Here is a 23,751-nt window from a genome sequence, read left to right on the forward strand (position 1 = left end):
GCGGCGCGATTTTCGCGCCGCTACCGTTTGGTACACATCATTTATAGCATCATCACCACATCATCATCGCCGGGCTTGGCTCCGCTGAGCGCCTCGTCGAAATAACGACGTGGGACGGTATAACGCAGATGATTCAACGCTAATTGCATACCGCGTTCATCAATCGCATGCGGTAAATCGTCCACCACATCCAACGTCACATCGCCACCCAGTGCCGTCAGCCGTTGCATTGCCGCTTCGGCATGTGCCAAAGGGATTTGCTCATCGTAATCACCGTGGATCAGATGCAGGGTATTGCGCGAGCTGGCGCGCTCCGGCAGCGTGGCATAGCGGCCGCTGAACACGATGGCTCTGCCCGCCAGGTCAGGCTGTGCTTTAATGCCTTCCAGCACCATGGTGCCGCCTTGTGAAAAACCAACCAGCGCCGTCGCTGCTGGCTGAACGCCACTTTCCTGCTGCCAGTGACGAACCGACTCGATAAACGTAGGCATCACCGCATCAACGCCCTGCTGTTCAGAACGGTCATGCGCCGGAATCTCCAGATACCACTGGCGCCCCTGTGGCGCGCTGGCAGGATAAGGTGCGCCGACGGCCACCACCAACGCTTCCGGGAATGCCTGCGCGAACCAGTTACCGATTTGCGCCATGGAATCAGGATTGTCGTTCACGCCGTGATACAGCAGGAACAGCTGCGCGGCCTGAGTGGGTTGCTGAACAATTACATATCGTAGTGCCATATGATCCTCCTCAAATCACTATACGCCGCTGCTGCTGAAGTGATATTGGGAAAATTTGAACGAGATAATGGATTTATTGCAATGAGGCGAGCCGCTGTTGCCACTGCTCAGCCCGCTGCGCATCCAGCAGTATCAGCGCCTCTGCCGACTCCTGACGCAGCCGCTGCACCAAGGCTTTACGCCCACTCAATCCCGCCTGCTGCGCCACGGCAGTCAGCGCTTGTTTTTGTACCAAAATCGCCTGAAGAAGCGGTCGCGGCAAAGCACGCACTAAACGCTGCAACGTCGGATAGCTGGCCTCAAACGGGCGCTGTGCCCAGGCAAACCCCGCCAGTAGCGGCCAGTCGTCGTCACTTAATCGTTGATCGCCACCGCCCAAAGTGAGGGGAAGTTCAATCATCTCGCGAAGCCATACCCAGTCACGCAGCAGACGTTGTTCAGCCTGATGCTGCAATTCTGCTCCCGCTGGCGTCAAAGCGCGTATTGCCATCGCGGCATAGCAACCACTGCTGGCTTCCCGCTGCGATCCTATCCGTACCAGGCGAAAACCACAGCTGCGCCAGAACTGCCACAGTGACTCGGTATAACCAAAGCTAACCGAGAGGAAATCACATCCCTGCGCCTGCTGCTGCGCCGCTTCGACCAGTGCTTGACCGATACCCCGCTGCCGCTGCGCTGCCTGTACCGCAATCCGGCTGATACGCTGCGAACGCAAGGTTGCCGCCTCGGTAAAACCGGCATGCGCGGCCATCGACTGCGCCACCAGGTTGCCGCGTGGGCGTCGCAATCCCGCCCATACTGCCTCGGCAAGTTGCGGGTCTAATCCTCCCTCCTCCACCAGCCATAAGGCAGCCACGACACTATCGGATTGTCCTGCCAGCCAGAATCGCATGCCGGGTGCATCAAGCATGCGCCGCAGATCCAAGGGAGAGGTGCGATAGTGGGCGCTCGCCAGCAGACGATACCCCTCTTCAAGAGAACGGAATGCATTTTGCGGCGTCGCGGAAAAAATAGTCGTTTCACCCACGACTGTGCGTTCTGCCGCATCCTCAAACAACAGCGCCTGACTCAGCCATTGCTCAAGCGGATCACTCGCAGACCAACGTAACGGCTCATCGAGCTGAAAATAGCGTACCTGCGGCAATGTGGCGCAAAAGCGCAACATAAATCCGCGGCCGGTGCCTTCATAGCCTTGCACCGTGGTGGTCAGCAGCACGCGTGGAAAACGCTGTACCAACTGATGCAGCACGGGCGCAGGAATCGCAGCAGCTTCATCCACAATTAGCCACGCCGCCTGCGGCAGATCTTCTGCCGCCAGGATCGCATCCGGTGCCATAAAGTGAAAATGCTCCCCGGCAAATTCGGCCAATACCTGGGTCGAGACTTTGGCGGGCGCAGTCACTAAACAGTGTTGATGCTGCTGTGCCAGCATTCCGGCCAGAGCTGATTTGCCACGTCCGCGCGCAGCAGTAATCACCGCAACACCCGGCGGCAGGGCTAACAACTGTTGCAGAATTTGCGCCTGTTGCTGTGGGGCCTGGCATTGCCAGTCGAGTAAGGTCAGGCTCGCGGGCTCGCGGATGGGCTGATGCTGACGCAGCACCATCACCTGCGGGTCCTGCAGGATCAGATGCTGAAGGTGACGTGTAAAATTTGGCGTGGCAATAGGCTCTGCCACATCCGCCCAGCGCAGGCTGTCTGCGTCAGGTTCGGCTGCCCAGGATTGCCACGGGGGGGTGAGCAGTAAGAGCCAACTGCCTGCCCGCAATGTCCCAGCCAGCGCGGCAAAGGCTTCGGCATGGAAACCTTCACGCGCATCAAAAATAGCGTGCAGGAATTCACGTCCCAGCAAGGTGCGCAACGCGGCGGGCGCCACGCGCTGCGGGACATCCTGGCTGTCACTGAGCGTTAACCAGTCACCGGATAATGCGGCGCGCCAGTCAGCCGTCTGCTGCATGGCCCATTCCGCTTCACCGGCAATCACACACAGACGTCTTATCCCCGCACGCTGCATGGCGTCGGTGATCGTAGGCAACCGCATCAGTTGGTCGCGAAGGTGTTGCAATCACCCGGATTGCCGCTATCAAATCCGCGTTTGAACCACGTATAGCGTTGCTGCGACGTGCCGTGTGTGAAGCTGTCTGGCACCACGCGGCCCTGGCTTTTCTGTTGGAGGCGGTCATCCCCTATCGCTTCAGCCGCATTGAGCGCTTTCTGCAAATCCCCCACTTCCAACATATTTTGCTGCTGTACGTAGTGGCCCCACACGCCAGCAAAACAGTCGGCCTGTAGCTCCATTTTCACCGAAAGTTGGTTAGCCTGTACCTGGCTGGCGCCCTGCTGCAGCTGACGCACTTTGGCTTCAATGCCGAGTAATTTCTGGATGTGATGGCCCACCTCATGCGCGATCACATAGCCTTGGGCGAAATCACCGCCGGCCCCGAGTTTAGTTTTCATGTCATCGTAGAATGAGAGATCGATATAGACGGTTTGGTCTGCCGGGCAGTAAAACGGCCCCATCGCGGACTGGCCGGTACCGCAATTTGTGGAGGTGTAGTTACGGTACATCACCAGCTTTGGCGGCACGTACTGTTTGCCCATTTTCTGGAACAGCGTGCTCCAGGTATCTTCCGTGGTGGCCAGCATCACCTTGGTGAATTTGGCATCTTCATTATCCTGTGCTGAATTCACCGGACGCTGCTGTTGCTGTTGCGAGACGGGTGCGCCCCCCTCCAGCAGCGCCGTGAGGTCATAACCATAATAACCGGCCACGGCCACCACAATTAACAGGATGATACCGCCCTTGCCACGCGGGATGCGGATTTGCCGCCCACCGCCGCCGCCCAATCCGGGTGAATCATTGCGGCGATCTTCTACATTGTCGCTCTCACGACGACCTTGCCAGCGCATGGCCTACTCCTGTTTAAGAGGTTTTGCATGATTTTAGTTTGCGGCATGGCTAATCACCAGCGTTGCGGCGCAAGCGTGACGAGATTGAGAGAAAGGAGGCGATAAAAAAGAAAAGGTCGCCATAAATGACGACCCTATATCAGGCTGGCACGATCTCGTAGGGTGCACTTTTATGCGCACCAATGAGCATTAATCCAGCTTCACACCCAGACGATGTGCCACTTCTTCATAGGCTTCAATCAGGCCACCGAGGCTCTGACGGAAACGGTCTTTGTCCATTTTGTCCATGGTCTCTTTGTCCCACAAACGTGCACCGTCTGGTGAGAACTCATCACCCAGCGTCACTTCGCCGTTGAATAAACCGAACTCCAGTTTGAAATCGACGAGGATTAAGCCCGCGTCATCAAACAGTTTGCTCAGCACGTCATTGGCTTTAAAGGTCAGTTCCTGCATACGGGCCAGATTGGCTTTGCTTACCCAGCCAAATGTCTCGCAATAAGATTCGTTAACCATCGGGTCGTGTTTGGCGTCATCTTTCAGGAAGAGATCAAACAGCGGTGGATTGAGCAGCATGCCCTCTTCCACGCCCAGACGTTTCACCAGCGATCCTGCCGCGCGGTTACGAACCACGCACTCTACCGGCACCATCTCCAGCTTTTTCACCAGCGCTTCGTTATCCGACAGCAGCGCTTCCATCTGGGTCGGGATGCCCGCTTCCTGCAATTTGGTCATGATGAAATGGTTGAACTTGTTGTTCACCATTCCTTTACGATCAAACTGCTCGATTCGTGCACCGTCTCCTGCTGACGTATCGTTGCGGAATTCGAGTACCAGCAGATCCGGATTATCGGTGCTGTATACGGTTTTCGCTTTACCGCGATACAACTCAGCTCGCTTTTGCATCTTGTTAACTCCAAACATGAAAGAACCCGTTCAGCGGTGTTTCACCGCGCGATGACTGCCTGACGCAATCGTTTACTTCGCCGGGCGCTATTATACACAAAATAATTCGATATACAGGAAGGCGGCAAAAGAGAGAGTCCCGATGAGCTTACTCAAGTCAGTGATTCGGGTGAACGAGAGCAGCCAACGCATCTGTAGCTTGAAGTATTTGTATCTATGCCAAATCCAAAACAAAAAGGCCGGAAATCTCCGGCCCTTTGGCAATTTATTTGTTCAGTGCCCCTTGGAACACAGCCACTAGCGCATCATTCTGCGACTGAGTGAGCACATGGCCCTTAGGATCGATGAACTGCAGACTGCTGCGGTTATCCAAATCACCCACCTGCAATTTGTAATCGCCGTTTGGCAGTTCTGGATCTTTCGCACCAATCGCATCAAACGCGCTGCTGCCCGGCTGCTTGTACGTCACTTTCAGACTACCCTGTGAACGGTTGTCATCAGTCACTTCCATGCCCATACGTTTCAGTGCCGCTGGCAGACGCTGCCAGGTCACGTTAAACGGTGAACGCAGCACCAACATTGGCAGACCGGTATCATCCGCGCCGCTCTGAACATCAATCTGTCCGGTCGCGCGGCCCGCAGCGGCATCTGCGCTGGCGGTATCGATTTTATCCAGACCGGTACTGATGTCGTTCAGCATCTGAGCAGTGTAGCGCTGAACCTGCGCTGGTGATGTCACCGCCTGGCCATTCTGCTGCAGTTCCAGCAGACGAACGGTCAGCACCTGCTGATAGCTCTGGTTCTGTACGCTGATCTGATAGCGTCCGCGATACTGGTTGTCTTCATCCGCGCGATTCCACTGTACCCAATCAGTCGTCAGCTGCTGCGCCGCATCATCACGCTGCGCAATCGGGAACTTGTAAGACTGCACCACGTTAACCACCTGCGACCAGATGGAACCACGGCTGCTCTCTACCGCCAGCACGCCAGTATTGCCAGTGAACTGAGCACGCGTGCCGTTCAGCAATGCCAGTGGTTGAGCAGGAGGACGAATATCCAACTCTTTACCTACAGCACCCTTCGCGACGGTGTGCGGCACATCATAATCACCATTCTGCAGCGGCAGAATCATGCCCGCTGGGGCTTTTAAATCATGCAGTTCAGGCGCCTGCAGGTAAGATTCATCACCGCTGACCTGGCGCTTATAACGCTGATCGCTGGAACAAGCTGTTAGCAGCATCAGGGTGGACAAGCCCACCACGGTTGCCAGCGTCGAGCGCTTAACTGAATAACTCATTGATTCTCCCTAATTTATCGCAGACCCGCTTTAATCAGCGCCTGAGCCGTTTTCGCCTGACCCGCTTCGGTCAGTGGCGTCATCGGCAAGCGCAGCGTGTCATCTGCGATTAATCCTAGCTGTTTCGCTGCCCATTTGACTGGGATTGGATTCGGTTCACAGAAAAGCGTCTGGTGCAGATGCATCAGGCGCTGATTCAGGCGACGCGCTTCGGCGAATTTCCCCTGTTGCGCTAAGGCACAGAGTTCAACCATTTCACGTGCTGCAATATTAGCCGTGACCGAAATGACGCCTTTGCCGCCCAGTTGCATTGAGTCCAGTGCCGTGGCGTCATCGCCGCTCACAATAACGAACTCATCATTAACCAGCTCTTGGATCTGAGAAATGCGCGATAAGTTCCCGGTGGCCTCTTTGATTCCGATAATATTTTTAATTTCGGCCAGACGAGCAACGGTTTCAGGCAGCATATCGCAGCCAGTACGCGAAGGGACGTTATACAGCATCTGTGGCAGGTCGGTGCTTTCCGCAATCGCTTTGAAGTGCTGGAACAGACCTTCCTGAGTAGGACGATTGTAGTAAGGCGTTACGGTCAGACAACCCACGACACCGGTGCCTGTGAAGCGCTTAGTGAGGGAGATACCTTCCGCAGTGGCGTTTGCACCAGTACCCGCGATGACCGGAATGCGACCATCTGCCAATTCCAGAGTTTGCATGACCACATCGCCATGTTCGTCATGGCTCAGGGTGGCAGACTCGCCGGTGGTACCAACAGAAACAATTGCCGCGGTACCGCTGGCAACATGATAATCAATCAGTTTTTTCAAACTCTCGCGGCAGACATTGCCTTTTTCATTCATTGGCGTAATGAGCGCAACAATACTTCCGGTGAACATGGGCTATCCCCTCGACAAACAAGTGCCTCATGTTACGTTTTACCTCGAAAGAAAAGCAAGTGAGCCAAGCCATTCCCGCGCTTGTCAGCAGTTTTTTTTATGTTTACCTTATGGTTATTAGCGAACGTACAGGAAATGCCATTTTGTCGCAGTCACAGCCTCACCATTTGGTGATTACCGCCTTGGGCGTCGATCGTCCGGGAATCGTCAATACCATCACCCGCCACGTCAGCAGCTGCGGTTGTAATATCGAAGACAGCCGTCTGGCCATGCTCGGTGATGAGTTCACCTTTATCATGCTGCTTTCTGGCAGCTGGAACGCGATTACCCTGATTGAATCAACGCTGCCAATGAAAGGTGCCGAGCTGGAACTGCTGATCGTGATGAAGCGAACCAACGCGCGTGTCACTCCGCCCATGCCCGCTACCGTGTGGGTGCAGGTAGAAGTGCCGGATTCGCCCCACATCATCGAGCGCTTCACTGATCTGTTCGACAAACATCAAATGAACATCGCTGAACTGGTTTCTCGTATCCAGCCCGCCCAGGAAGGTATCCCGCCGACGCTCTACGTGCAGATGACCGCACACAGTCCGGATAACCATGCCAGCGCACCGTTTGAACAAGCCTTCAACAAACTGTGTGAAGAACTGCATGCACAAGGCTCAATTCGTCTTTATAGTGTCACCGACGATGCCAGTAGCACCGCATAATCTTAATCCGGGTTATTTCTCCACACACTCTGCCGTCGTGGCATACCGTGTAGTGAAATAACCCAGAGGGTGTAAAACCCACAGCATGAAAAAAATGGAGAGTTGTGATGAATCCACTGAAAGCCGGTGATACCGCACCGAAATTTAGCTTGCCCGATCAGGACGGCGAACAAGTAAATTTGGCCGACTTCCAGGGACAGCGCGTTCTGGTCTACTTCTATCCGAAAGCCATGACGCCGGGTTGCACCGTACAGGCCTGTGGTCTGCGCGACAACATGGATCAGTTGAAAACCGTGGGTGTGGAAGTGCTGGGTATCAGCACTGACAAACCTGAAAAACTGTCACGCTTTGCTGAGAAAGAAGTGCTGAATTTCACACTGCTATCCGATGAAGATCATCAAGTGTGTGAGCAGTTTGGCGTTTGGGGTGAAAAAACCTTTATGGGTAAAACCTATGACGGCATTCACCGCATCAGCTTCCTGATTGACGGCAACGGCAAGGTAGAGAAAGTCTTCGACGATTTCAAAACGTCAAACCACCACGACATCGTGTTGGATTATTTGAAGTCCGCCTGATAGCAAACGGGTGCACAATGTGCACCCGTTTCTTTTAAGCCTGATGCTGCTCCAGCGAGGTTTCCGGCCAGGCGCGCACCACTGCTTTAATCAGGGTGGCCAGCGGAATGGCAAAGAACACACCCCAAAAGCCCCACATCCCGCCGAAAATCACCACCGAGAGTATAATTATCAGTGGATGAAGATTGACGGCCTCCGAGAACAGAATCGGCACCAACACATTGCCGTCCAGCGCTTGTACCACCAGATAGACGATAAACATTGTCCAGAAATCGCTGCCTAAGCCCCACTGGAACAGGCCCACGCCGATCACCGGGATAGTCACCACCATGGCGCCGATGTAGGGAATCAGCACTGAAATGCCTACCAGCACCGCCAGCAACAGCGCGTAGTTGAGACCGAGCACCAGGAAAGCAATCCAGGTGACAAATCCGACCGCCACCATCTCCAGCACTTTGCCGCGAATATAGTTGGTGATCTGCTGATTCATCTCCTGCCACACCACGCCAGCTAAGCCTCGATTGCGCGGCAAGACACGGCGCACAGCATTGAGCATCTGTTCTTTATCTTTGAGCAGGAAAAACACCATCAGCGGCACCAGCACCAGATAGATCATCAGCGTCATCAACCCCACCAGCGAGGCCAGTGAGTACTTCACTAATGATTCACCCAGCCCCGTCAGGCGGCTGCGGAGGTTCTCGACGATGATGTCGATGATGCCTGCATCCACCAGGGCCGGGAAACGCTTTGGCAGACCTGCGGCATAGACGTAGAGCTTATTCAACATATTAGGCAGGTCGCGCAGCAAGTTAATGCCCTGCTGCCAGGCGACCGGGGCGACGATGAGGACCATCACCAGCAAAATCCCGGCGAACACGATTAATACCGCGCTGGTTGCGCAGGTGCGGCTGCACCCCAGACGTTGTAAGCGTACCGTTGGCCATTCAAGTAAGTAAGCCAGGACCAGTGCCACCAGCAACGGGGCCAGCAAGCCACTGAAGAAGAACAGGATACAGAACGCCATTAGCAGAATGACCAGCAGACCTATCGCCTGCGGGTCGCTAAAACGACGTTTATACCATTGATAAAGCAGAGCCAGCATTTCACTTCCTTGGTGCCAAAAACAAGTCGACGATTGTACAGAAATAGCTGGTGCGCATAAATGCGCACCCTACAACCCAAAGTTGACCGAGAGGCAATCCACGCATATCAACGTAGGGTTACCATTTATGACGACCAGGTGAAACCGAATACCCACACAAGCCGCACAGGCCATTATAAGTTTGCCATTGATGGCGACTGGGTGAATCAGTGCGTAATGCTGCTGACCAGCGCATCCTGGCCGGCAATCATCACGCAGTTACGTCCGGCATGTTTCGCCTGATACAGGGCTGCATCGGCCTGTTTAAGGCTCTGCTCATGGGTACCATTTTCAACATCCCAGTGGGCGATCCCAACAGACAGCGTGATGTGGCCAACATAGTCAATCCAGCTCTCAGCAATACTGGTGCGCACTCGCTCAGCGATCATGCGGGCTTCTTCGGTGGATGTAGCAGGCAGCAGCATCAAAAACTCTTCGCCACCGTTTCGACACACCACGTCAGTTTGCCGTGCGCTGTGGCGCAGTGTACGCGCCACCTGCTTGATCACTTCATCACCCACGTCGTGACCAAAGTTATCGTTTACGCGTTTGAAGTGGTCGATATCCAACGCCAACACGGCATAGGGTTGACGCATGGTATCGAAATAGTCGAGCACCGCGCTGAGTCCACGGCGGTTCAGCAGGCTGGTCATCGGGTCGGTTTGTACTTCCGACTTCAGACGGCCAATTTTATCCTGCACTAAGCCGATGCCGGTCAGCAGCGCACGTTTGACCTGTGCAGCCTCGAAATACCATGCACGAATACCGCCGATTTCACTGGAAACGCCTTGGGTATCCATCTGGCTCGCTTTTCGTGCCAGTTGCCACAGCGGCAGGGCAATCAGGCGGGCAAAAATCACGGCCATCAGCAAGGTCAGCAGTGCAAACGGCACTGAGTTTTTCAGCACTTTCAGCAGCAGCCCAGAAAGCGGTTGCAGCGTGACATCGGTTGGCTTGAGTGCCACCACCATCCAGCCAGTGGTCGGCACAATGGCATAACCCGCCAGCTTAGGCGTGTCATCTTCGGTTAATTGCACTTCGCCATTGGTGCTCTCTTTACGTTCGCGTTCGCTGACGATCTCCGGCACGGTTTTACCAATCAGTTGACTGTTCTGGTGATACAGCACCTGATTGTTGCGGTCCATGACATACACATGCGTGCCATCGCGATAGAACTGCTCGCCAAGCAACGCATTAAGGATGCTTTTCTTCTTCAGATAGATAGTGCCGCCCACATAGCCGAGGTAACGCCCTTCATTGCTCCAGATAGGCCAGGAAACAAACACAATCAGGTTGTTGGCTGCCGAAACCGTGGGTTTGCTGACCATAGGCTGACGCTGCGCCAGCGCCTCACGCGAGGCCTGGCTGGTGAGCTGCATGCCTTTTAGCATAAGAGACTCAGGGGAAATCGCTTTCACGATACCGTCCGTTCCCACCACCGCGACCGAGTTAAAACTGTTGGTCTGCTCACGTAACCGATTCACTTCCTGCTGTGCCAGCGCCGTATTATCAAAGTCTTTGCCCAGCTGAGTCGCGCTGTAGTGCAGTTGAGACTGCGCCAACTGAAAGAAGACCTCAGTGGTGGCGGCCAGCTTAGTGGCGTACGCGCGGTTAGCTTCGAGGGTGCTTTCGATCAGGACCATGCGCTGCACACGCCAGGTGGCGTACAGCGTATTGGCGAGAGTGATGACGATACTGGTGATCGCCAGCAACGCGATCAGCGTTCGCAGGTCGGTTTTCGGCCGGATGCGCGTTAGCATGACGCAGCCGCCCTGGTGAATAGGTTAATCATTCGTGTGCCTGACAATATAGTTATAGTTGGACTAGCTACCCCTGGTGAGGGAACCGCCAATTGTACACCTGTAAACCAAATTGAGCACGAACCATCCTGTCAGACACGCGTAATTATTCAGCAAACCTCGGTGCTAATCGATCAACCCATTGGCGTCATAAAATGGCCAGGGGCCAGGATAATCGCCAATCGCACACTGGTGGGTGGTCATGCCCTGTTGCGGGTGCCAGCGATGCAGCAGGAATCCGGGGGGTTCCAGCACAAAGTTGGCCGGTCCATTTTCAGATAAATCAAAGGCCACCTGATGCGATACGCCAGGTGCAACACAGGCTAATGTTCCGGCGAACCGCGCCTGCACCGAGCGATGCAGATGGCCGCTCAGCACGCGCTCAACCTGTGGATGGCGGCTAATGATGTTTGCCAGTGCCTCCGGATTACGCAGCGGCTGCTTGTCCATATGGCCAATGCCAGAAACAAAAGGGGGATGATGCAGCATCACCAGTGTCGGTAGCTGAGGTTCGCGCGATAACTGATCGTCCAGCCAATCTAACTGCGCCTCATCCACATAGCCCCAGGGCTGCTGTGGTACGCTGGAATCCAGCGCCAGCAGCTGCACGCCTTTCACCCGCGCCTGCCAGTTCAGCGTTTCACCGTGCTGCAAGTAGTGGTGATCCGGGAACGCGGCACGTAACTGCTGCCGATCGTCGTGGTTGCCAGGCATGAGCATAAAGGGCAGCTGCAGCCGACGCAGCGCCGCGCGCAGCGTCTGGTACTCTTCGGCGGTGCCAAAATCCACTAAGTCGCCGGTAATCACCACTTTATCCGGGCGCGGTGTCAGATGATTTAATGTCTCAATCACCCGCAGCAATGCCGCCTGGGTATCGACTTTTTTATACGATAGGCGACCGTTCGCTTTGATGTGTAAGTCACTAATTTGCGCAATCAGCGTCAATGCTTCAAACACGAATCTCTTCCTCAGGATGCAGAAAATTGGAGTGCGGCGTCCTGCGCCAGCGTCCAGCTCACCGGTTGTCCGGCATGCCAGGCTTCACGTGCATGACGATCAACCTGAATGGGGGTTGCCAGCCCGATATCGATCATTAGCCGCTGTGATGCACCTAAAAAGGTGCTGGCCAAAATAAAGCCCTGGCGCGCATAGCGGTTGTCATCGGCCAACAACACATCCTCCGGGCGACAGAAGCGCTGCGGGTTGCCACGGGTATCGACATCCACGCAGTTAATTGCGCCCACAAAATCGGCGACAAATTTCGACGCGGGATGCTGATAAATGTTCTGCGGCGTGTCGATTTGCACCAGTCGGCCATGCTCCATTACCGCGATGCGGTCGCCGAGTGCCATCGCCTCTTGCTGATCGTGGGTGACGTAAACTGCGGTGATCGCCAGCTTTTTGAGCAGAGAGCCGATTTCAAGGCGCAGACGGTCGCGCAGGCGCGCATCCAGCGCCGCCAGTGGCTCATCAAACAGTAAAACTTTCGGGCGTGCCGCCAGCGCACGAGCTAAAGCGACACGCTGTTTTTGCCCACCGGAAAGCTTGTCGATACTGCGTTGCGACAAGGCACTGAGATCCACCAATTCCAGCATCTCCTGCACGCGCGCTTCACGCTCGGCACGTGGCACGCCCTGCACTTTCAGGCCGTACGCCACGTTCTCCGCCACGTTGAGATTGGGAAACAGCGCGTAGTTCTGGAACACCATGCCGACATTGCGTTTCTCAATCGGCAGTGCGGTGACGTTGCGATCATCGAACCACACTTCCCCGCCTTCATCACTGCGCTCAAGTCCGCTAATGATGCGCAGTGTGGTGGTTTTGCCACAGCCAGAAGGCCCGAGCAGCACTAAGGTTTCACCGGGATTGACCGTTAAATCAAGCGGATGCAAGGCCAGTTGATGATTGAATTGACGTGAGCAGTTGCGCAGCTTCACGGTTACGGCCGCAGGATTCATGCCGCCTCCTTGTTTTGGCGCGAAACCGCGCGGTTAAGCCAGTGATTGACCGCATTGAGCATCAGCAACAGCGGCAGAATCATCAGAATAAAAATCAGGGTGTAAGCAGAGCCCACTTCCAGTCGCATCGAGGCATAGCTGTCAGCAAGCCCGACCGGCAAGGTTTTGGTCAGTGGCGTGTGCAGCATCCAGGTGATGTTGAATTCACCCACTGACAAGGTAATCACCATAAAAGCCCCCGCCAAAATGCCGTTGCGGCAGTTGGGTACGACTACGGTGAAGAAGCGCTGCCAGAGACTGGCCCCAAGGCTGGCAGAGGCTTCTTCAAGACGCGGCATATCCACCGCCTGCATCACCGCCAGCACCGGGCGCATCATAAAGGGCAGTGTGAACAGCACGTGCCCTATCAAAATGAAGACCCAGCTATCACGCAGCGCAGAGAACTGACCGTAAAGCAGAATGATGCCGAGCGCGGTGGCCAATCCCGGCAGTGCGACCGGCAACATCAGGCACTCTTCGATACGTGCCGCCCAGCGTCCGGGCGCTTTCAGCAAGCCCCACGCGGCAGGTACGCCAATCACCAACGTCACTAACAGGCAGAACAGCGCAATCAGCAGCGACAGCCAAAAGGTGTCGGCATACATTTCCCATACCTGTTCCACCCATTTCAGGGTCAAGCCGCTGCGCAGGCCAATAAAGTAGTTGTTCGTCACGCCCGCCAGCATCGACAACACCACGGGCACAATCATGAACAGCGCTGTCAGCGTGGTGACCAGCAGTTGCAGGCTAAATAATCCGCGACGATTCATACCGCCCCCTTGTGTGCCAACCGGCGTGCGAACATCAGCGCCAGCCACGCTACTGCTCCCATCACCACCGACAGCGCCGCCGCCGTGGCAAAGTTGGCGTAGTTAGTAAATTCGCCGTAGATCGTTAGCGGCAACACCGCCAAATTGGTGCCGAGGGTAAACGCGGTGCCAAAGGCCCCCATACTGGTGGCGAAGCAAAGCGCCCCGGTTGAGAGCAACGCCGGTTGCAGGCCGGGCACAATCACATCCCAGGTGATACGCCACTGGCTGGCACCGAGCGAACGTGCCGCCTCTTCCAGCGAACGATCCAGCTTTTCACTGGCAGCGACCAGGGTGACGATGGCGCGCGGCAGTGAGAAATAGAGATAACCGATAAACAAACCGGTGAGCGAGTAGGCCAACGTCCAGCGCTCTTGCACCAGGCTCATGCTGATTTGCGCCAGCAAGCCCTGGCGCCCCGCCAACATCACCACCAGAAAACCCACTACCACACCGGGAAAAGCCAGTGGGAAGGTCAGCAGCGCTAATAAGGTGCCGCGTCCGGTAAAACGCTGACGCGCAAGAAAACAGCCGACGATGGCGGCAATCGCCAGCGTCACCAGCGTGACCAGCACTGACAGCACCACAGTATTCAGCAGGCTGAACAAGTAATTTGGCTGGCTCACCACCGTCCAGTAACCACTGTTACCGCTGCTGCGATCGTTCTGCATGCCCATTTGCAACAGGCGCGCAAACGGCAGCAACCAGAAGGCGCAGAAGAACAGTAACGCGGGCAGCGTCAGCCATAACCAGCGGCTGCCCGGCAAAGCACGAACCTGGCGGCGTGAAACCGCCAGGTTGTCGGAGATCGACATAATCAGTGAATCTCGCTCAGGTACTTAGCAGAGAAGGCTTTCTGCGCATCGGCCATCTGCTGATAATCAACGGTTTGAGCACGCGCATAATCGCTATCTGGCAGGAAGAACTTCTTCGCTTCGGGTGACATGGCTGAAGTACGCACCGGGCGCAGGAAGGCGTTGGCCCAAATGGCCTGGCCTTTGTCAGACAGCACATAGTCGATGACTTTTTTACCGTTGGCTTCATGCGGCGCGTTCTTCACCAGGCTGATCACGTAAGGCACGGTGACGGTGCCCTCTTTCGGGATAACAAAGGCCACGTTGGCATGGTCCTTATACTTGGCGCGATAGGCGTTGAAATCGTAGTCGAGCAGAATCGGGATTTCGCCGGAGATCAGACGCGCATAGGCAGTCTGTTTCGGTACGATCGGCTGGTTAGCTTGCAGTTTCTTGAACCAGTTCAGCGCGGGGGTAAAGTCTTGCATGTTACCGCCTTTCGCCTGGTTAACGGCCACCGCTGCCACGTAACCGACAAAGGCACTGGCCGGATCGAGGTAGCCGATCATTCCTTTGTATTCGGGCTTCAGCAGGTCATCCCAAGACTGCGGCACAGGCGCGCCATTCAATGCATCCACGTTCACCATAAAGCCCATGGTGCCTGAGTGCAGCGCGACCCATTTACCATTGGGATCTTTCATTCCGGCTGGGATCTCATCCCAGTGTTGGGGTTTATAGCCGGTGATGACGCCGGCGCTGTCCGCCTGGATGCCGAAACTGACGCCGTAATACACCACATCTGCCACTGGATTGCCTTTCTCCGCCACCATTTGCGCCAGCGCCTGGCCGGAGTTTTTGTTGTCTTGTGGCACGGTGATGCCGGTGTCTCTGGCAATGGCTTTAAGCTGTGTGCCCCAGTCAGCCCACTCGGGCGGGCAGTTGTAACAGATCGCCGTTTCAGCGGCCTGCGTCATCATGCTGAACAGCGAACCGGCGGTCAGCACGATCGCGCCTGTCAAAATTTTCACTTTTTTATTAAAGGTCATGGTGGTTCCCTGGTGTGGTTAAAGTGGTGGCAGGTGCAGCAATGCTTTCGCCAACCCGCAACCGATGTGCCAGTACGCGGGTGCCGCGGCTGGCCTGTTGTAACAGCATGTCTATCGCACAGGCACCGAGCATGTCGGCTGGCTGAGTGACGCTGGCCAGTGACGGCGCAATCTGCTCGCCAATATCGATGCCATCGAAGCCCATCACCGAAAGCTGTTGCGGGACGCGCAAACCTGCACGTGCCGCCGCCCCAATCAGGCTGATGGCGAGCAAATCGTTAGTACAAATCACCGCCGTCAGCGGCGCAGCGCCCTGCAACTGCGGTTGCAGCAGCGTAAAATCTGAGTGGGTGTGGCTGGTCATTTCAATCACGGGCAGCGCATGCAGCCCGGCACGGTGCATCGCATCGCAGTAGCCTTGATAGCGCAGGCGCGCACGGTCTGATTGCAGCATCGGCCCCGCGACCATGCCGATATGACGATGGCCGAGCGCCAGCAGATGCTGTGTGGCCTCCTCCATCGCCTGGCGGTTGTCGACGCAAATGGCTGGCCAGTGACTTTGCTGCGGCACGTTATGCGCCAGCACAAACGGCATGCTGGCTTCGTGCAGCGTATTCAACACGGCGCTGTTATCGGCGTCCGCCACGGTTAGCACTAAACCGGCCACACGCTGACGTAGCATATGTTCAACAATCGCCGCCTCGCGTTCGGGCTGATAATCACTGGTGGCGACCAGCAAACCGTAACCGGCGGCGCGTGCCTGGCGCTCCATCGCCTGCAACTGGCGGGAGAAAATCGGATTCAGCAGTGACGGCAGCAGCACACCCAGCGTGGTGGAGCTTTGCGTGCGTAATTGACGGGCAATGTGATTGGGGCGAAAACCGAGTTGCTCTGATGCCGCCAGCACTTTTTCCAGCGTGTCTGGTCGCAGCAGATGAGGATCAGAGAATGCGCGCGCGGCAGTAGCGCGGGATACGCCAGCCAGCTTTGCCACACTGATTAAATCGGACATGTTCGCCTCGTGAATTGCCAATGAGATCGATCTCATTGGCGCTTAAAGTAGCGGCGAACTGTGACAACAACATCGCGGGGAGATGACGGAAAGATGACAGCAGCGCAAACTGCTGTCAGGAGAGAATTACAACATCAGGAAGGCATACCCTTCGTTTTGCAGAGAGGCCACGGTGGTGCCGCTGGAGAGCGTGTGCGTGACACGGGTGTCAATCCACTCGCGTTGCAACTGGTGGAACGCCACCGACTGATCGCAAATGGTGACTTTCACCCCCGCCTGCTTCAACTCATCGATCAACTTCAGATTCGGGTTGTCCGTGCCGTAGGCTTTGCGGAACTGCTCGTTATTCAGTGCCGCAGGAACGGCATCACTGTTGATCGACACCACAAAGTTCAGTTGATTGAGCGGCACACCGGCTGCGTAGTAGAGGTTGGTCACCCGCGCCACGCGCTCCAGTCCAAGATTGGGCTGGCGCACATCGCCTTCGGTGCGATTGATTTGGAATACGATCTTGTTGCTCAGGCCCGGTGTGTTAGCCGGGTTGTAATCTGGCGTGTTCACAAAATGAATTTTGCCATAGCCTGCAATAGCCGGTGTGCTCCAGAAATCAGCCGGTTCGGACTTATTGTCAGCGAATTTGCTGCTGACCTTATCCACCAGCTCTGGAAGCTGTAACACATTACCGCCCACGAAGCCTGCCAGTGCAGCGATAACAATATAGGACGCTGGACGCATTTCACTTCTCCTCGATAAAAGACTGGAAGCCCAATTACATTTGCAGGAAGGCATAGCCCTGATTTTCCAGCGTCGACACGGTGGTCGGGCTGGACAATGCATGAATGACCGATTGATCGATCCACTCTTTCGGGAAGTGGTGGAATGCCACCGACTGATCGCACACTGACACTTTCACCCCCAGCTTATTCATCTCACTGATCAACGCCAGATTCGGGTTATCGACTTTGTAAAACTGCTGGAAGTGGGCATTGTCCAGCATGGCGGGCGTTGCATCCCCCGTTACGGACACCACAAAGTGCAACTGATCGGCGGGAACGCCTGAAGCGATATAGAGATTCACCACGCGCGCAACGCGCTCTAACCCCAGATTAGGACGCTTCATATCCCCTTCGCTTTTGGTGATTTGAAACACCACTTTATTGCTTAACCCCACCACCGGTTTAAACGCGGCATCGGGTTCGTAATGGATCTTGCCGTATCCCTCAACGGCTGGGGTGCTCCAAAAACCGTCGGGATCGGTCGGCTCGGCAGAAAAATGGCTAGCCACACGCTGATAAATATCATCACTTTTTGTCACGGTGGCACCGACAACCCCACCCACAATCGCTATCAAGGCGTAGGAGACAACAGAACGCATAGAAACTCTCCGGCATGCACTGCGCTTAACTTCACAGTCCGTTTGAACAAAGTACGTTATCTATACCACAGCGTGAGCATGGCAAAACGCCTGTACTTTCGGGCGTCCGGGGTTTTCGTTGCAGGAAAAATAATGAGTCAGGCTAATTGAATAAGGCTTTTGATTGAGGTTGAATTGGCGCTTAAAAAATAAATGGCTGCTTTATTATTTAATTTGCGAGCGTTGAGTCAGTTATCGAATATCAAAAACCAGACCACACTTAACTAAAATTTTCGCTGAATGCTAAATCAGCACAATTAAAATCACTGATGGATAAATCAGGCCAGTCTCGAAGATGACCGCCTGTTTTTCAGAGTAAACCTGGAAAAGTTCATGCCAAATTCAATTATTTTGAGCAACTTTACGTAACTTTAACTTTTATCTTGAATATTCGTTTATACGGTCGCTGAAAACTATTCAATTTTTTGCTGTAATTTCTGGCTGATCGGTTTATTGATTTCACCTTGCGTGCCATCCCGCACTGGCTAAGATAGACTCGCTGCGCCAAAGGAAAGCATGCGCAGAACATTTGAACGACTTACCTGTCCAACTACGGGTGACTTTTACAGGATCAAGGCATGTTTAACCGGTTGAAGAAATCAGTGCTGGCGGCCCTTATTCCTACGCTGCTGCTGACACCCGCGCTCTCGGTTCGCGCTGATGTGAGTGATAACCTGCCCGATATGGGCACCACCGCAGGTTCAACGCTGTCGATAAATCAGGAACTGCAAATTGGCGATTTCTACGTGCGCCAACTGCGTGCCAGTGCGCCACTGATAAACGATCCGCTGTTGAATCAATACATTAATGAACTCGGACAGCGTTTAGTGGCGCATGCTAACTCCGTTCGCACGCCATTCCACTTCTTCCTCATTCAAAACGATGAACTGAACGCCTTTGCCTTTTTTGGCGGCAATGTGGTGCTACATTCCTCGCTGTTCCGCTATACCGATAATGAAAGCCAGCTGGCATCGGTAATGGCGCACGAAATTTCCCACGTCACCCAACGCCATCTGGCCCGCGCGATGGAAGAACAGAAGCGCAATGCGCCGTTGACGTGGGTAGGTGCACTGGGTTCCATCCTGCTGGCGATCGCCAGTCCACAAGCCGGGATGGCGGCGCTGACCGGTACACTGGCCGGTACCCAACAGGGGATGATCAGCTTTACCCAATCCAACGAGCAGGAAGCGGATCGCATCGGCATTCAGGTCTTACAACGTGCTGGCTTTGATCCGCAAGCCATGCCCGCCTTCTTGCAGAAACTGGCCGATCAAAGCCGCTTCTCTTCCAAGCCGCCGGAAATTTTACTGACGCACCCGTTACCCGACAGTCGTCTGGCGGATGCGCGCAACCGTGCCAACCAGATGCGTCCGGTGGTGGTGCAGTCGTCCGAAGGCTTCTATATGGCGAAAGTGCGTTCACTCGGCATGTACGCCACGGGACGTAACCAGCTCACCGACGATCTGCTCAATGAGTACGCCAAAGGCAACTCACGTGAACAGATGGCCTCGCAATACGGCAAAGCCGTCCAGTTTTTACAGGCGAAAAGCTTCGACAGCGCGAAGAAGATCATCGCTCCGATGCTGGCTAAACAGCCGGATAACATTTGGTTTTTGGATATCATGACGGATATCGATATTGGCTTGAATCAACCGCAGCAAGCGATCAGTATGCTGACCAGCGCCAAAGGCAGCAGCACCAATCCGGTACTGCAACTCAACCTCGCCAACGCGTATGTCGAGGCGAAACAACCGGCCAACGCCAGCCGTATTTTGAACCGCTATACCTTCGCGCACCCGGATGACGTCAACGCCTGGGACTTGCTGGCACAAGCTTCGGCTGCTCAGGGGCTGCGTGATGAAGAACTCTCCGCTCGCGCTGAAGGTCTGGCGCTGAATGGTCAACTCGACCAGGCGATTACCACCTTAAGCAGCGCCAGTGCGCAGGTGCCACTCGGCAGCCTGAAACAGGCACGTTACGATGCGCGTATTGATCAGTTCCGCGAGCTGCAAAAACGGTTCCGTCAGTATCAGAAGGGATGATCTGGCGGTCACCATCAATGGCGACCCTACCTTTGTCCGCAGTAATTATGTAGCGTGCGCATTAATGCGCACCAGAAAGGGATATTTATCAATGGTTAGCATTTATCACAACCCGCGTTGCAGCAAGAGCCGTGAAACCCTGGCGCTGTTGCAAGAGAAGGGCATTCAGCCGGATGTCGTGATGTATCTGGAAACCCCACCGGATGTGGCAACACTCAAGACTTTATTGAAAAGACTGGGTATGAGCAGCGCGCGTGAACTGATGCGCCGTAAAGAAGAGTTGTATAAAGAGTTGCAGCTTGCGGACAGCAATCTGAGTGAAGATCAGCTGCTGCAGGCGATGGTGGATCACCCCAAACTGATCGAACGTCCGATCGTTCTGAATGGTGACAAAGCGCGTATTGGCCGTCCGCCGGAAGCGGTGCTGGAGATTATTTAAAGCTCCAGCGCTTCTTTGACAAAGGGAATGGTGAGTTTGCGCTGTGCGCTGATGGATGCGCGATCGAGCCGATCCAAGGTGTCAAACAGGGTACGCATTTCGCGGTCGAGGCGTTTCAGCAGGAAACGCCCGACATCTTCTGGCAGTTCAAAACCACGCAGTCCTGCACGCAGCTGCATCGCCTGCAATTTGTCCTCATCTGACAGCGGCTGCAAACGATAAATTTGCCCCCAGTCGAGTCGTGAAGCCAGATCCGGCAGCCCCAGATTCAACTGGCGCGGAGGACGATCGCCGGTTATTAGCAGGCGCGTTTTGCCGATTTCCAGAATGCGGTTGTAGAGATCGAAGATCGCCATTTCCCACTCGGCATCGCCCGCAATACATTCGATGTTATCGATGCACACCAGCGCCAGGTTCTCCATACCATCTAAGACTTCCGGCACAAACCAGGTACGCTTATCCAGCGGGACATAGCCCACCGCTTCACCGCGCGCGGACATTTCCGCACAGGCTGCATGCAATAGATGGCTACGACCACCGCCTTCGCGGGACCAAAAATAGAGATAGCTGCCGTGTTGCTGAGAGAGTGCGCCTTGCAGCGCCGCCAGCAAAGACGGATTTTCCCCCGGCCAGAAACTGGCAAAGGTTTCATCATCGGGTAAATAGAGTGGCAGTGAAAGCTGTGCCGGCGTGTTCAGAAGTACCTCAACGGATGAGCAGGCAGAAAACGGCGCAAGTTTATCACGATCTTTGCAAGAGATGAACCGGGCGTCCCTGCCCGACGAAGCGCATCAGGCCTGACGCTTTTCTTCGGCATCCAGCACCACTTCTTCTGGACGTATCAAGTTGATAACGCGGAAGATCAAAGCCAGCGCAACACCAACAATGGTCGCCAGCGCCATGCCTTTCAATTCTGCCGCACCAATATGCACTTTCGCACCACTCACACCGATGATCAGGATCACCGAAGTCAGGATCAGATTCTGCGCTTTGTTGTAATCCACTTTGGATTCAATCAGTACACGAATACCGGAAGCACCAATCACCCCGTACAGCAGCAGAGAAACACCGCCCATCACGGGCACCGGGATCGCCTGAATGGCGGCCGCCAGTTTACCGACGCAAGAGAGCAGGATAGCGAAGATCGCCGCCCCGCCGATCACCCAGGTACTGTAAACGCGGGTAATTGCCATCACGCCGATGTTTTCGCCGTAAGTGGTATTCGGCGTGGAGCCGAAGAAACCGGAGATCATGGTGGATAAGCCGTTGGCGAACATGGAGCGGTGCAGGCCCGGATCGCGGATCAGATCTTTTTTCACGATGTTCGCCGTCACCACCAGGTGACCCACGTGCTCCGCAATCACCACCAGCGCAGCAGGCAGAATGGTGAGCATGGCAGCCCATTCAAAGCGTGGTGTATAGAAGGTGGGTAAGGCAAACCAAGGTGCATCCGCGACTGAACTCCAGTTCACAATGCCCATAAAGGAGGAGAGCGCATAACCTGCGAGCACGCCGATCAGAATCGGAATGATGGCAAGGAAGCCACGGAACAGCACGGAACCGAACACGGTGACCGCCAGCGTCACCATCGAGATGATAATGGTTTTGCTGTCAGGTGATGTGCCATCCGCAGGCAACAGACCCGCCATGTTGGCCGCAACACCCGCCAACTCCAGGCCGATCACCGCCACAATCGCCCCCATCGCCGCAGGCGGGAACATCACGTCGAGCCAGCCGGTGCCAGCTTTTTTAACAATCAGCGCCACCACGCAGAACAGGAATCCACACAGGATAAAGCCCCCCAGCGCCACTTCGTAGCCCAGAGGCAACAGCAGCAGAACCGGTGAAATAAAGGCAAAGCTTGAGCCCAGATACGCCGGGATTTTGCCTTTACAGATAAACAGATATAGCAGCGTACCCACACCGTTAAACAGCAACACGGTGGCCGGGTTGATGTGGAACAGAATCGGCACCAGCACCGTGGCACCAAACATGGCGAACAGATGTTGCAGGCTGAGAGGTATGGTTTGTAGCAGCGGTGGACGTTCGTCGACACCAATGGCACGTCTTGTCATCATTTATCCCCTCTCCCCTGCGTCCTTCAAACCATGGCTGCGTTGGCTGCTCTCGTTCACCCGAATCACTTACTGATGTAAGCTCATCGGGATGAACTCGCTTGCCGCCTTGCCATGGCTCGAATAACTTGGGGAGGATTGTTGTGTTTTTGCCAAAAAAAAGCCGACTCTTTGGCCGGCTACTCAAATGCTATTTTTCAAATAATGCGAATGCATATTCTGCCTGCAGATGCAGGCCGGGCGTTATTGGCGCAGGCAATTTGTTCACGGCCAGCGCGGAGAAACCGGAGCGTACTGGAGTACGTGAGGATTTCGAGCACTGCCCGGGAGCAAAGTGGCAAGCAAAATAGCCCGGAGCGATCATTACTTGGTTCCGAAAATCTTGTCGCCAGCGTCGCCGAGGCCGGGGATGATATAACCTTTTTCGTTTAACCCCTGATCGATTGACGCGGTATACAGTTCAACGTCCGGATGCGCTTTTTCCAGCGCGGCAATTCCTTCCGGTGCAGCGACTAGCACCAGCACTTTAATGCTGTTGCAGCCGGCTTTTTTCAGCAGGTCGATGGTGGCGATCATCGAACCACCGGTCGCCAGCATCGGGTCAACCACCAACGCCAGGCGCTCTTCGATGTTGGAGACCAGTTTTTGGAAGTACGGGACCGGCTCCAGCGTCTCTTCATCACGGTACACACCCACCACGCTGATACGCGCGCTTGGCACGTGCTCCAATACACCTTCCATCATGCCCAGTCCAGCGCGCAGAATCGGGACAACGGTGATCTTTTTGCCTTTGATTTGATCGACGTCGACCGGGCCATTCCAGCCTTCGATGGTCACGCGCTCGGTTGCCAAATCAGCAGTGGCTTCATAAGTCAGCAAGCTGCCGACTTCCGAGGCCAGCTCGCGGAATCGTTTGGTGCTGATATCATGCTCACGCATCAGGCCCAGTTTATGTTTGACCAGCGGGTGTTTGACTTCCACGATCTTCATGATTGTTCTCCCGGAATTGAGTTGAGCTAAAAAAAATCGCCGGATTATACCGCCTTTTTGTCGCTGCGCCACTTGTCATTGGTCAATGGCTTAGCGCAATTTGCTCAATCATAAGAATTAACGAAAAATCAGCGCCGCGCAAAGCGGCGAGAGATGGGACTCGCAAAC

At 55.0% G+C, this 23,751-nt stretch carries 23 protein-coding genes; 4 read left to right on the forward strand and 19 right to left on the reverse strand.

Translation table 11 applies throughout. From position 1 onward, the window contains the following. Nucleotides 1-41 precede the first annotated feature (41 nt). The 6 genes from ypfH to dapA form a co-directional block, all read right to left on the reverse strand. Nucleotides 42-737, reverse strand: a complete 696-nt coding sequence (gene ypfH, locus ACPUC8_RS03330; RefSeq protein ID WP_039329758.1) for an esterase — start codon at nucleotides 735-737, stop codon at nucleotides 42-44. 73 nt (nucleotides 738-810) lie between these two features. Next, nucleotides 811-2,778 carry a tRNA(Met) cytidine acetyltransferase TmcA gene (locus ACPUC8_RS03335; protein ID WP_494925575.1) on the reverse strand — a complete coding sequence of 656 codons (1,968 nt, stop codon included), beginning with the start codon at nucleotides 2,776-2,778 and terminating at the stop codon, nucleotides 811-813. Continuing rightward, complete coding sequence (gene ypfJ / locus ACPUC8_RS03340; protein ID WP_039329762.1) at nucleotides 2,778-3,647, reverse strand: KPN_02809 family neutral zinc metallopeptidase; 870 nt, start codon at nucleotides 3,645-3,647, stop codon at nucleotides 2,778-2,780. Before ypfJ ends, ACPUC8_RS03335 begins: the two co-directional genes overlap by 1 nt. A 189-nt stretch (nucleotides 3,648-3,836) precedes the next feature. Further along, the gene (purC, locus tag ACPUC8_RS03345; protein ID WP_034825771.1) at nucleotides 3,837-4,550 is read right to left on the reverse strand and encodes a phosphoribosylaminoimidazolesuccinocarboxamide synthase; all 714 of its coding nucleotides are present in this window, start codon (nucleotides 4,548-4,550) and stop codon (nucleotides 3,837-3,839) included. A gap of 265 nt (nucleotides 4,551-4,815) precedes the next feature. Further along, nucleotides 4,816-5,847 (reverse strand): outer membrane protein assembly factor BamC, encoded by a 1,032-nt coding sequence (gene bamC, locus ACPUC8_RS03350; RefSeq protein WP_039329763.1) that lies wholly within the window; start codon nucleotides 5,845-5,847, stop codon nucleotides 4,816-4,818. Nucleotides 5,848-5,861: 14 nt separating this feature from the next. After that, nucleotides 5,862-6,740 (reverse strand): 4-hydroxy-tetrahydrodipicolinate synthase, encoded by an 879-nt coding sequence (dapA, locus tag ACPUC8_RS03355; protein ID WP_039329765.1) that lies wholly within the window; start codon nucleotides 6,738-6,740, stop codon nucleotides 5,862-5,864. Between the two features lie 110 nt (nucleotides 6,741-6,850). Here dapA and ACPUC8_RS03360 point away from each other — a divergent pair, with 110 nt between their 5' ends. After that, nucleotides 6,851-7,450 carry a glycine cleavage system transcriptional repressor gene (locus ACPUC8_RS03360; protein ID WP_418903642.1) on the forward strand — a complete coding sequence of 200 codons (600 nt, stop codon included), beginning with the start codon at nucleotides 6,851-6,853 and terminating at the stop codon, nucleotides 7,448-7,450. A gap of 107 nt (nucleotides 7,451-7,557) precedes the next feature. Beyond that, nucleotides 7,558-8,025, forward strand: a complete 468-nt coding sequence (gene bcp / locus ACPUC8_RS03365) for a thioredoxin-dependent thiol peroxidase (protein ID WP_039329769.1) — start codon at nucleotides 7,558-7,560, stop codon at nucleotides 8,023-8,025. A gap of 34 nt (nucleotides 8,026-8,059) precedes the next feature. Here the strand turns inward: bcp and ACPUC8_RS03370 are convergent, their stop codons facing one another. From ACPUC8_RS03370 to ACPUC8_RS03415, 10 genes are all read right to left on the reverse strand, one after another. Further along, nucleotides 8,060-9,127: an AI-2E family transporter gene (locus ACPUC8_RS03370; protein ID WP_039329771.1), complete on the reverse strand. Its 1,068-nt coding sequence runs from the start codon at nucleotides 9,125-9,127 to the stop codon at nucleotides 8,060-8,062. A gap of 206 nt (nucleotides 9,128-9,333) precedes the next feature. Next, complete coding sequence (locus ACPUC8_RS03375) at nucleotides 9,334-10,926, reverse strand: sensor domain-containing diguanylate cyclase (RefSeq protein ID WP_039329773.1); 1,593 nt, start codon at nucleotides 10,924-10,926, stop codon at nucleotides 9,334-9,336. A 165-nt stretch (nucleotides 10,927-11,091) separates the two neighbouring features. Next, on the reverse strand, nucleotides 11,092-11,922 hold the full coding sequence (locus tag ACPUC8_RS03380) for a phosphodiesterase (protein WP_039329775.1): 831 nt from the start codon (nucleotides 11,920-11,922) through the stop codon (nucleotides 11,092-11,094). Nucleotides 11,923-11,933: 11 nt separating this feature from the next. Further along, a complete protein-coding gene (locus tag ACPUC8_RS03385; protein ID WP_039329776.1) occupies nucleotides 11,934-12,923 on the reverse strand; it encodes an ABC transporter ATP-binding protein in 990 nt (329 codons plus the stop codon). Next, a complete protein-coding gene (locus ACPUC8_RS03390) occupies nucleotides 12,920-13,732 on the reverse strand; it encodes an ABC transporter permease (RefSeq protein WP_200578165.1) in 813 nt (270 codons plus the stop codon). The genes ACPUC8_RS03385 and ACPUC8_RS03390 overlap by 4 nt, the downstream gene beginning before the upstream one ends. Continuing rightward, complete coding sequence (locus ACPUC8_RS03395; RefSeq protein ID WP_039329780.1) at nucleotides 13,729-14,586, reverse strand: ABC transporter permease; 858 nt, start codon at nucleotides 14,584-14,586, stop codon at nucleotides 13,729-13,731. Before ACPUC8_RS03395 ends, ACPUC8_RS03390 begins: the two co-directional genes overlap by 4 nt. A 2-nt stretch (nucleotides 14,587-14,588) precedes the next feature. After that, nucleotides 14,589-15,611: an ABC transporter substrate-binding protein gene (locus tag ACPUC8_RS03400; protein WP_039329783.1), complete on the reverse strand. Its 1,023-nt coding sequence runs from the start codon at nucleotides 15,609-15,611 to the stop codon at nucleotides 14,589-14,591. Beyond that, a complete protein-coding gene (locus ACPUC8_RS03405; protein WP_039329785.1) occupies nucleotides 15,601-16,623 on the reverse strand; it encodes a substrate-binding domain-containing protein in 1,023 nt (340 codons plus the stop codon). The genes ACPUC8_RS03400 and ACPUC8_RS03405 overlap by 11 nt, the downstream gene beginning before the upstream one ends. Before the next feature lie 126 nt (nucleotides 16,624-16,749). Further along, nucleotides 16,750-17,358, reverse strand: a complete 609-nt coding sequence (locus ACPUC8_RS03410) for a DsrE family protein (RefSeq protein ID WP_039329787.1) — start codon at nucleotides 17,356-17,358, stop codon at nucleotides 16,750-16,752. 34 nt (nucleotides 17,359-17,392) lie between these two features. Then, on the reverse strand, nucleotides 17,393-17,998 hold the full coding sequence (locus tag ACPUC8_RS03415; protein ID WP_039329789.1) for a DsrE family protein: 606 nt from the start codon (nucleotides 17,996-17,998) through the stop codon (nucleotides 17,393-17,395). A gap of 617 nt (nucleotides 17,999-18,615) precedes the next feature. On the opposite strand from ACPUC8_RS03415, the gene bepA reads away from it, so the two are divergent. After that, nucleotides 18,616-20,079, forward strand: coding sequence for a beta-barrel assembly-enhancing protease (bepA, locus tag ACPUC8_RS03420; RefSeq protein ID WP_039329792.1), 1,464 nt, complete (start codon nucleotides 18,616-18,618; stop codon nucleotides 20,077-20,079). A gap of 91 nt (nucleotides 20,080-20,170) precedes the next feature. Further along, on the forward strand, nucleotides 20,171-20,518 hold the full coding sequence (gene arsC, locus ACPUC8_RS03425; RefSeq protein ID WP_039329794.1) for an arsenate reductase (glutaredoxin): 348 nt from the start codon (nucleotides 20,171-20,173) through the stop codon (nucleotides 20,516-20,518). Here arsC and hda read toward each other — a convergent pair. From hda to upp, 3 genes are all read right to left on the reverse strand, one after another. Further along, nucleotides 20,515-21,216, reverse strand: a complete 702-nt coding sequence (gene hda / locus ACPUC8_RS03430) for a DnaA inactivator Hda (RefSeq protein WP_039329796.1) — start codon at nucleotides 21,214-21,216, stop codon at nucleotides 20,515-20,517. The two genes, arsC and hda, sit on opposite strands and share 4 nt — an antisense overlap. A 93-nt stretch (nucleotides 21,217-21,309) precedes the next feature. Beyond that, nucleotides 21,310-22,593: a uracil permease gene (gene uraA, locus ACPUC8_RS03435; RefSeq protein ID WP_039329798.1), complete on the reverse strand. Its 1,284-nt coding sequence runs from the start codon at nucleotides 22,591-22,593 to the stop codon at nucleotides 21,310-21,312. A 363-nt stretch (nucleotides 22,594-22,956) separates the two neighbouring features. After that, nucleotides 22,957-23,583, reverse strand: a complete 627-nt coding sequence (gene upp / locus ACPUC8_RS03440) for a uracil phosphoribosyltransferase (RefSeq protein WP_034825735.1) — start codon at nucleotides 23,581-23,583, stop codon at nucleotides 22,957-22,959. Nucleotides 23,584-23,751 lie beyond the last annotated feature (168 nt).

Source organism: Pantoea sp. CFCC18177, assembly GCF_059412425.1.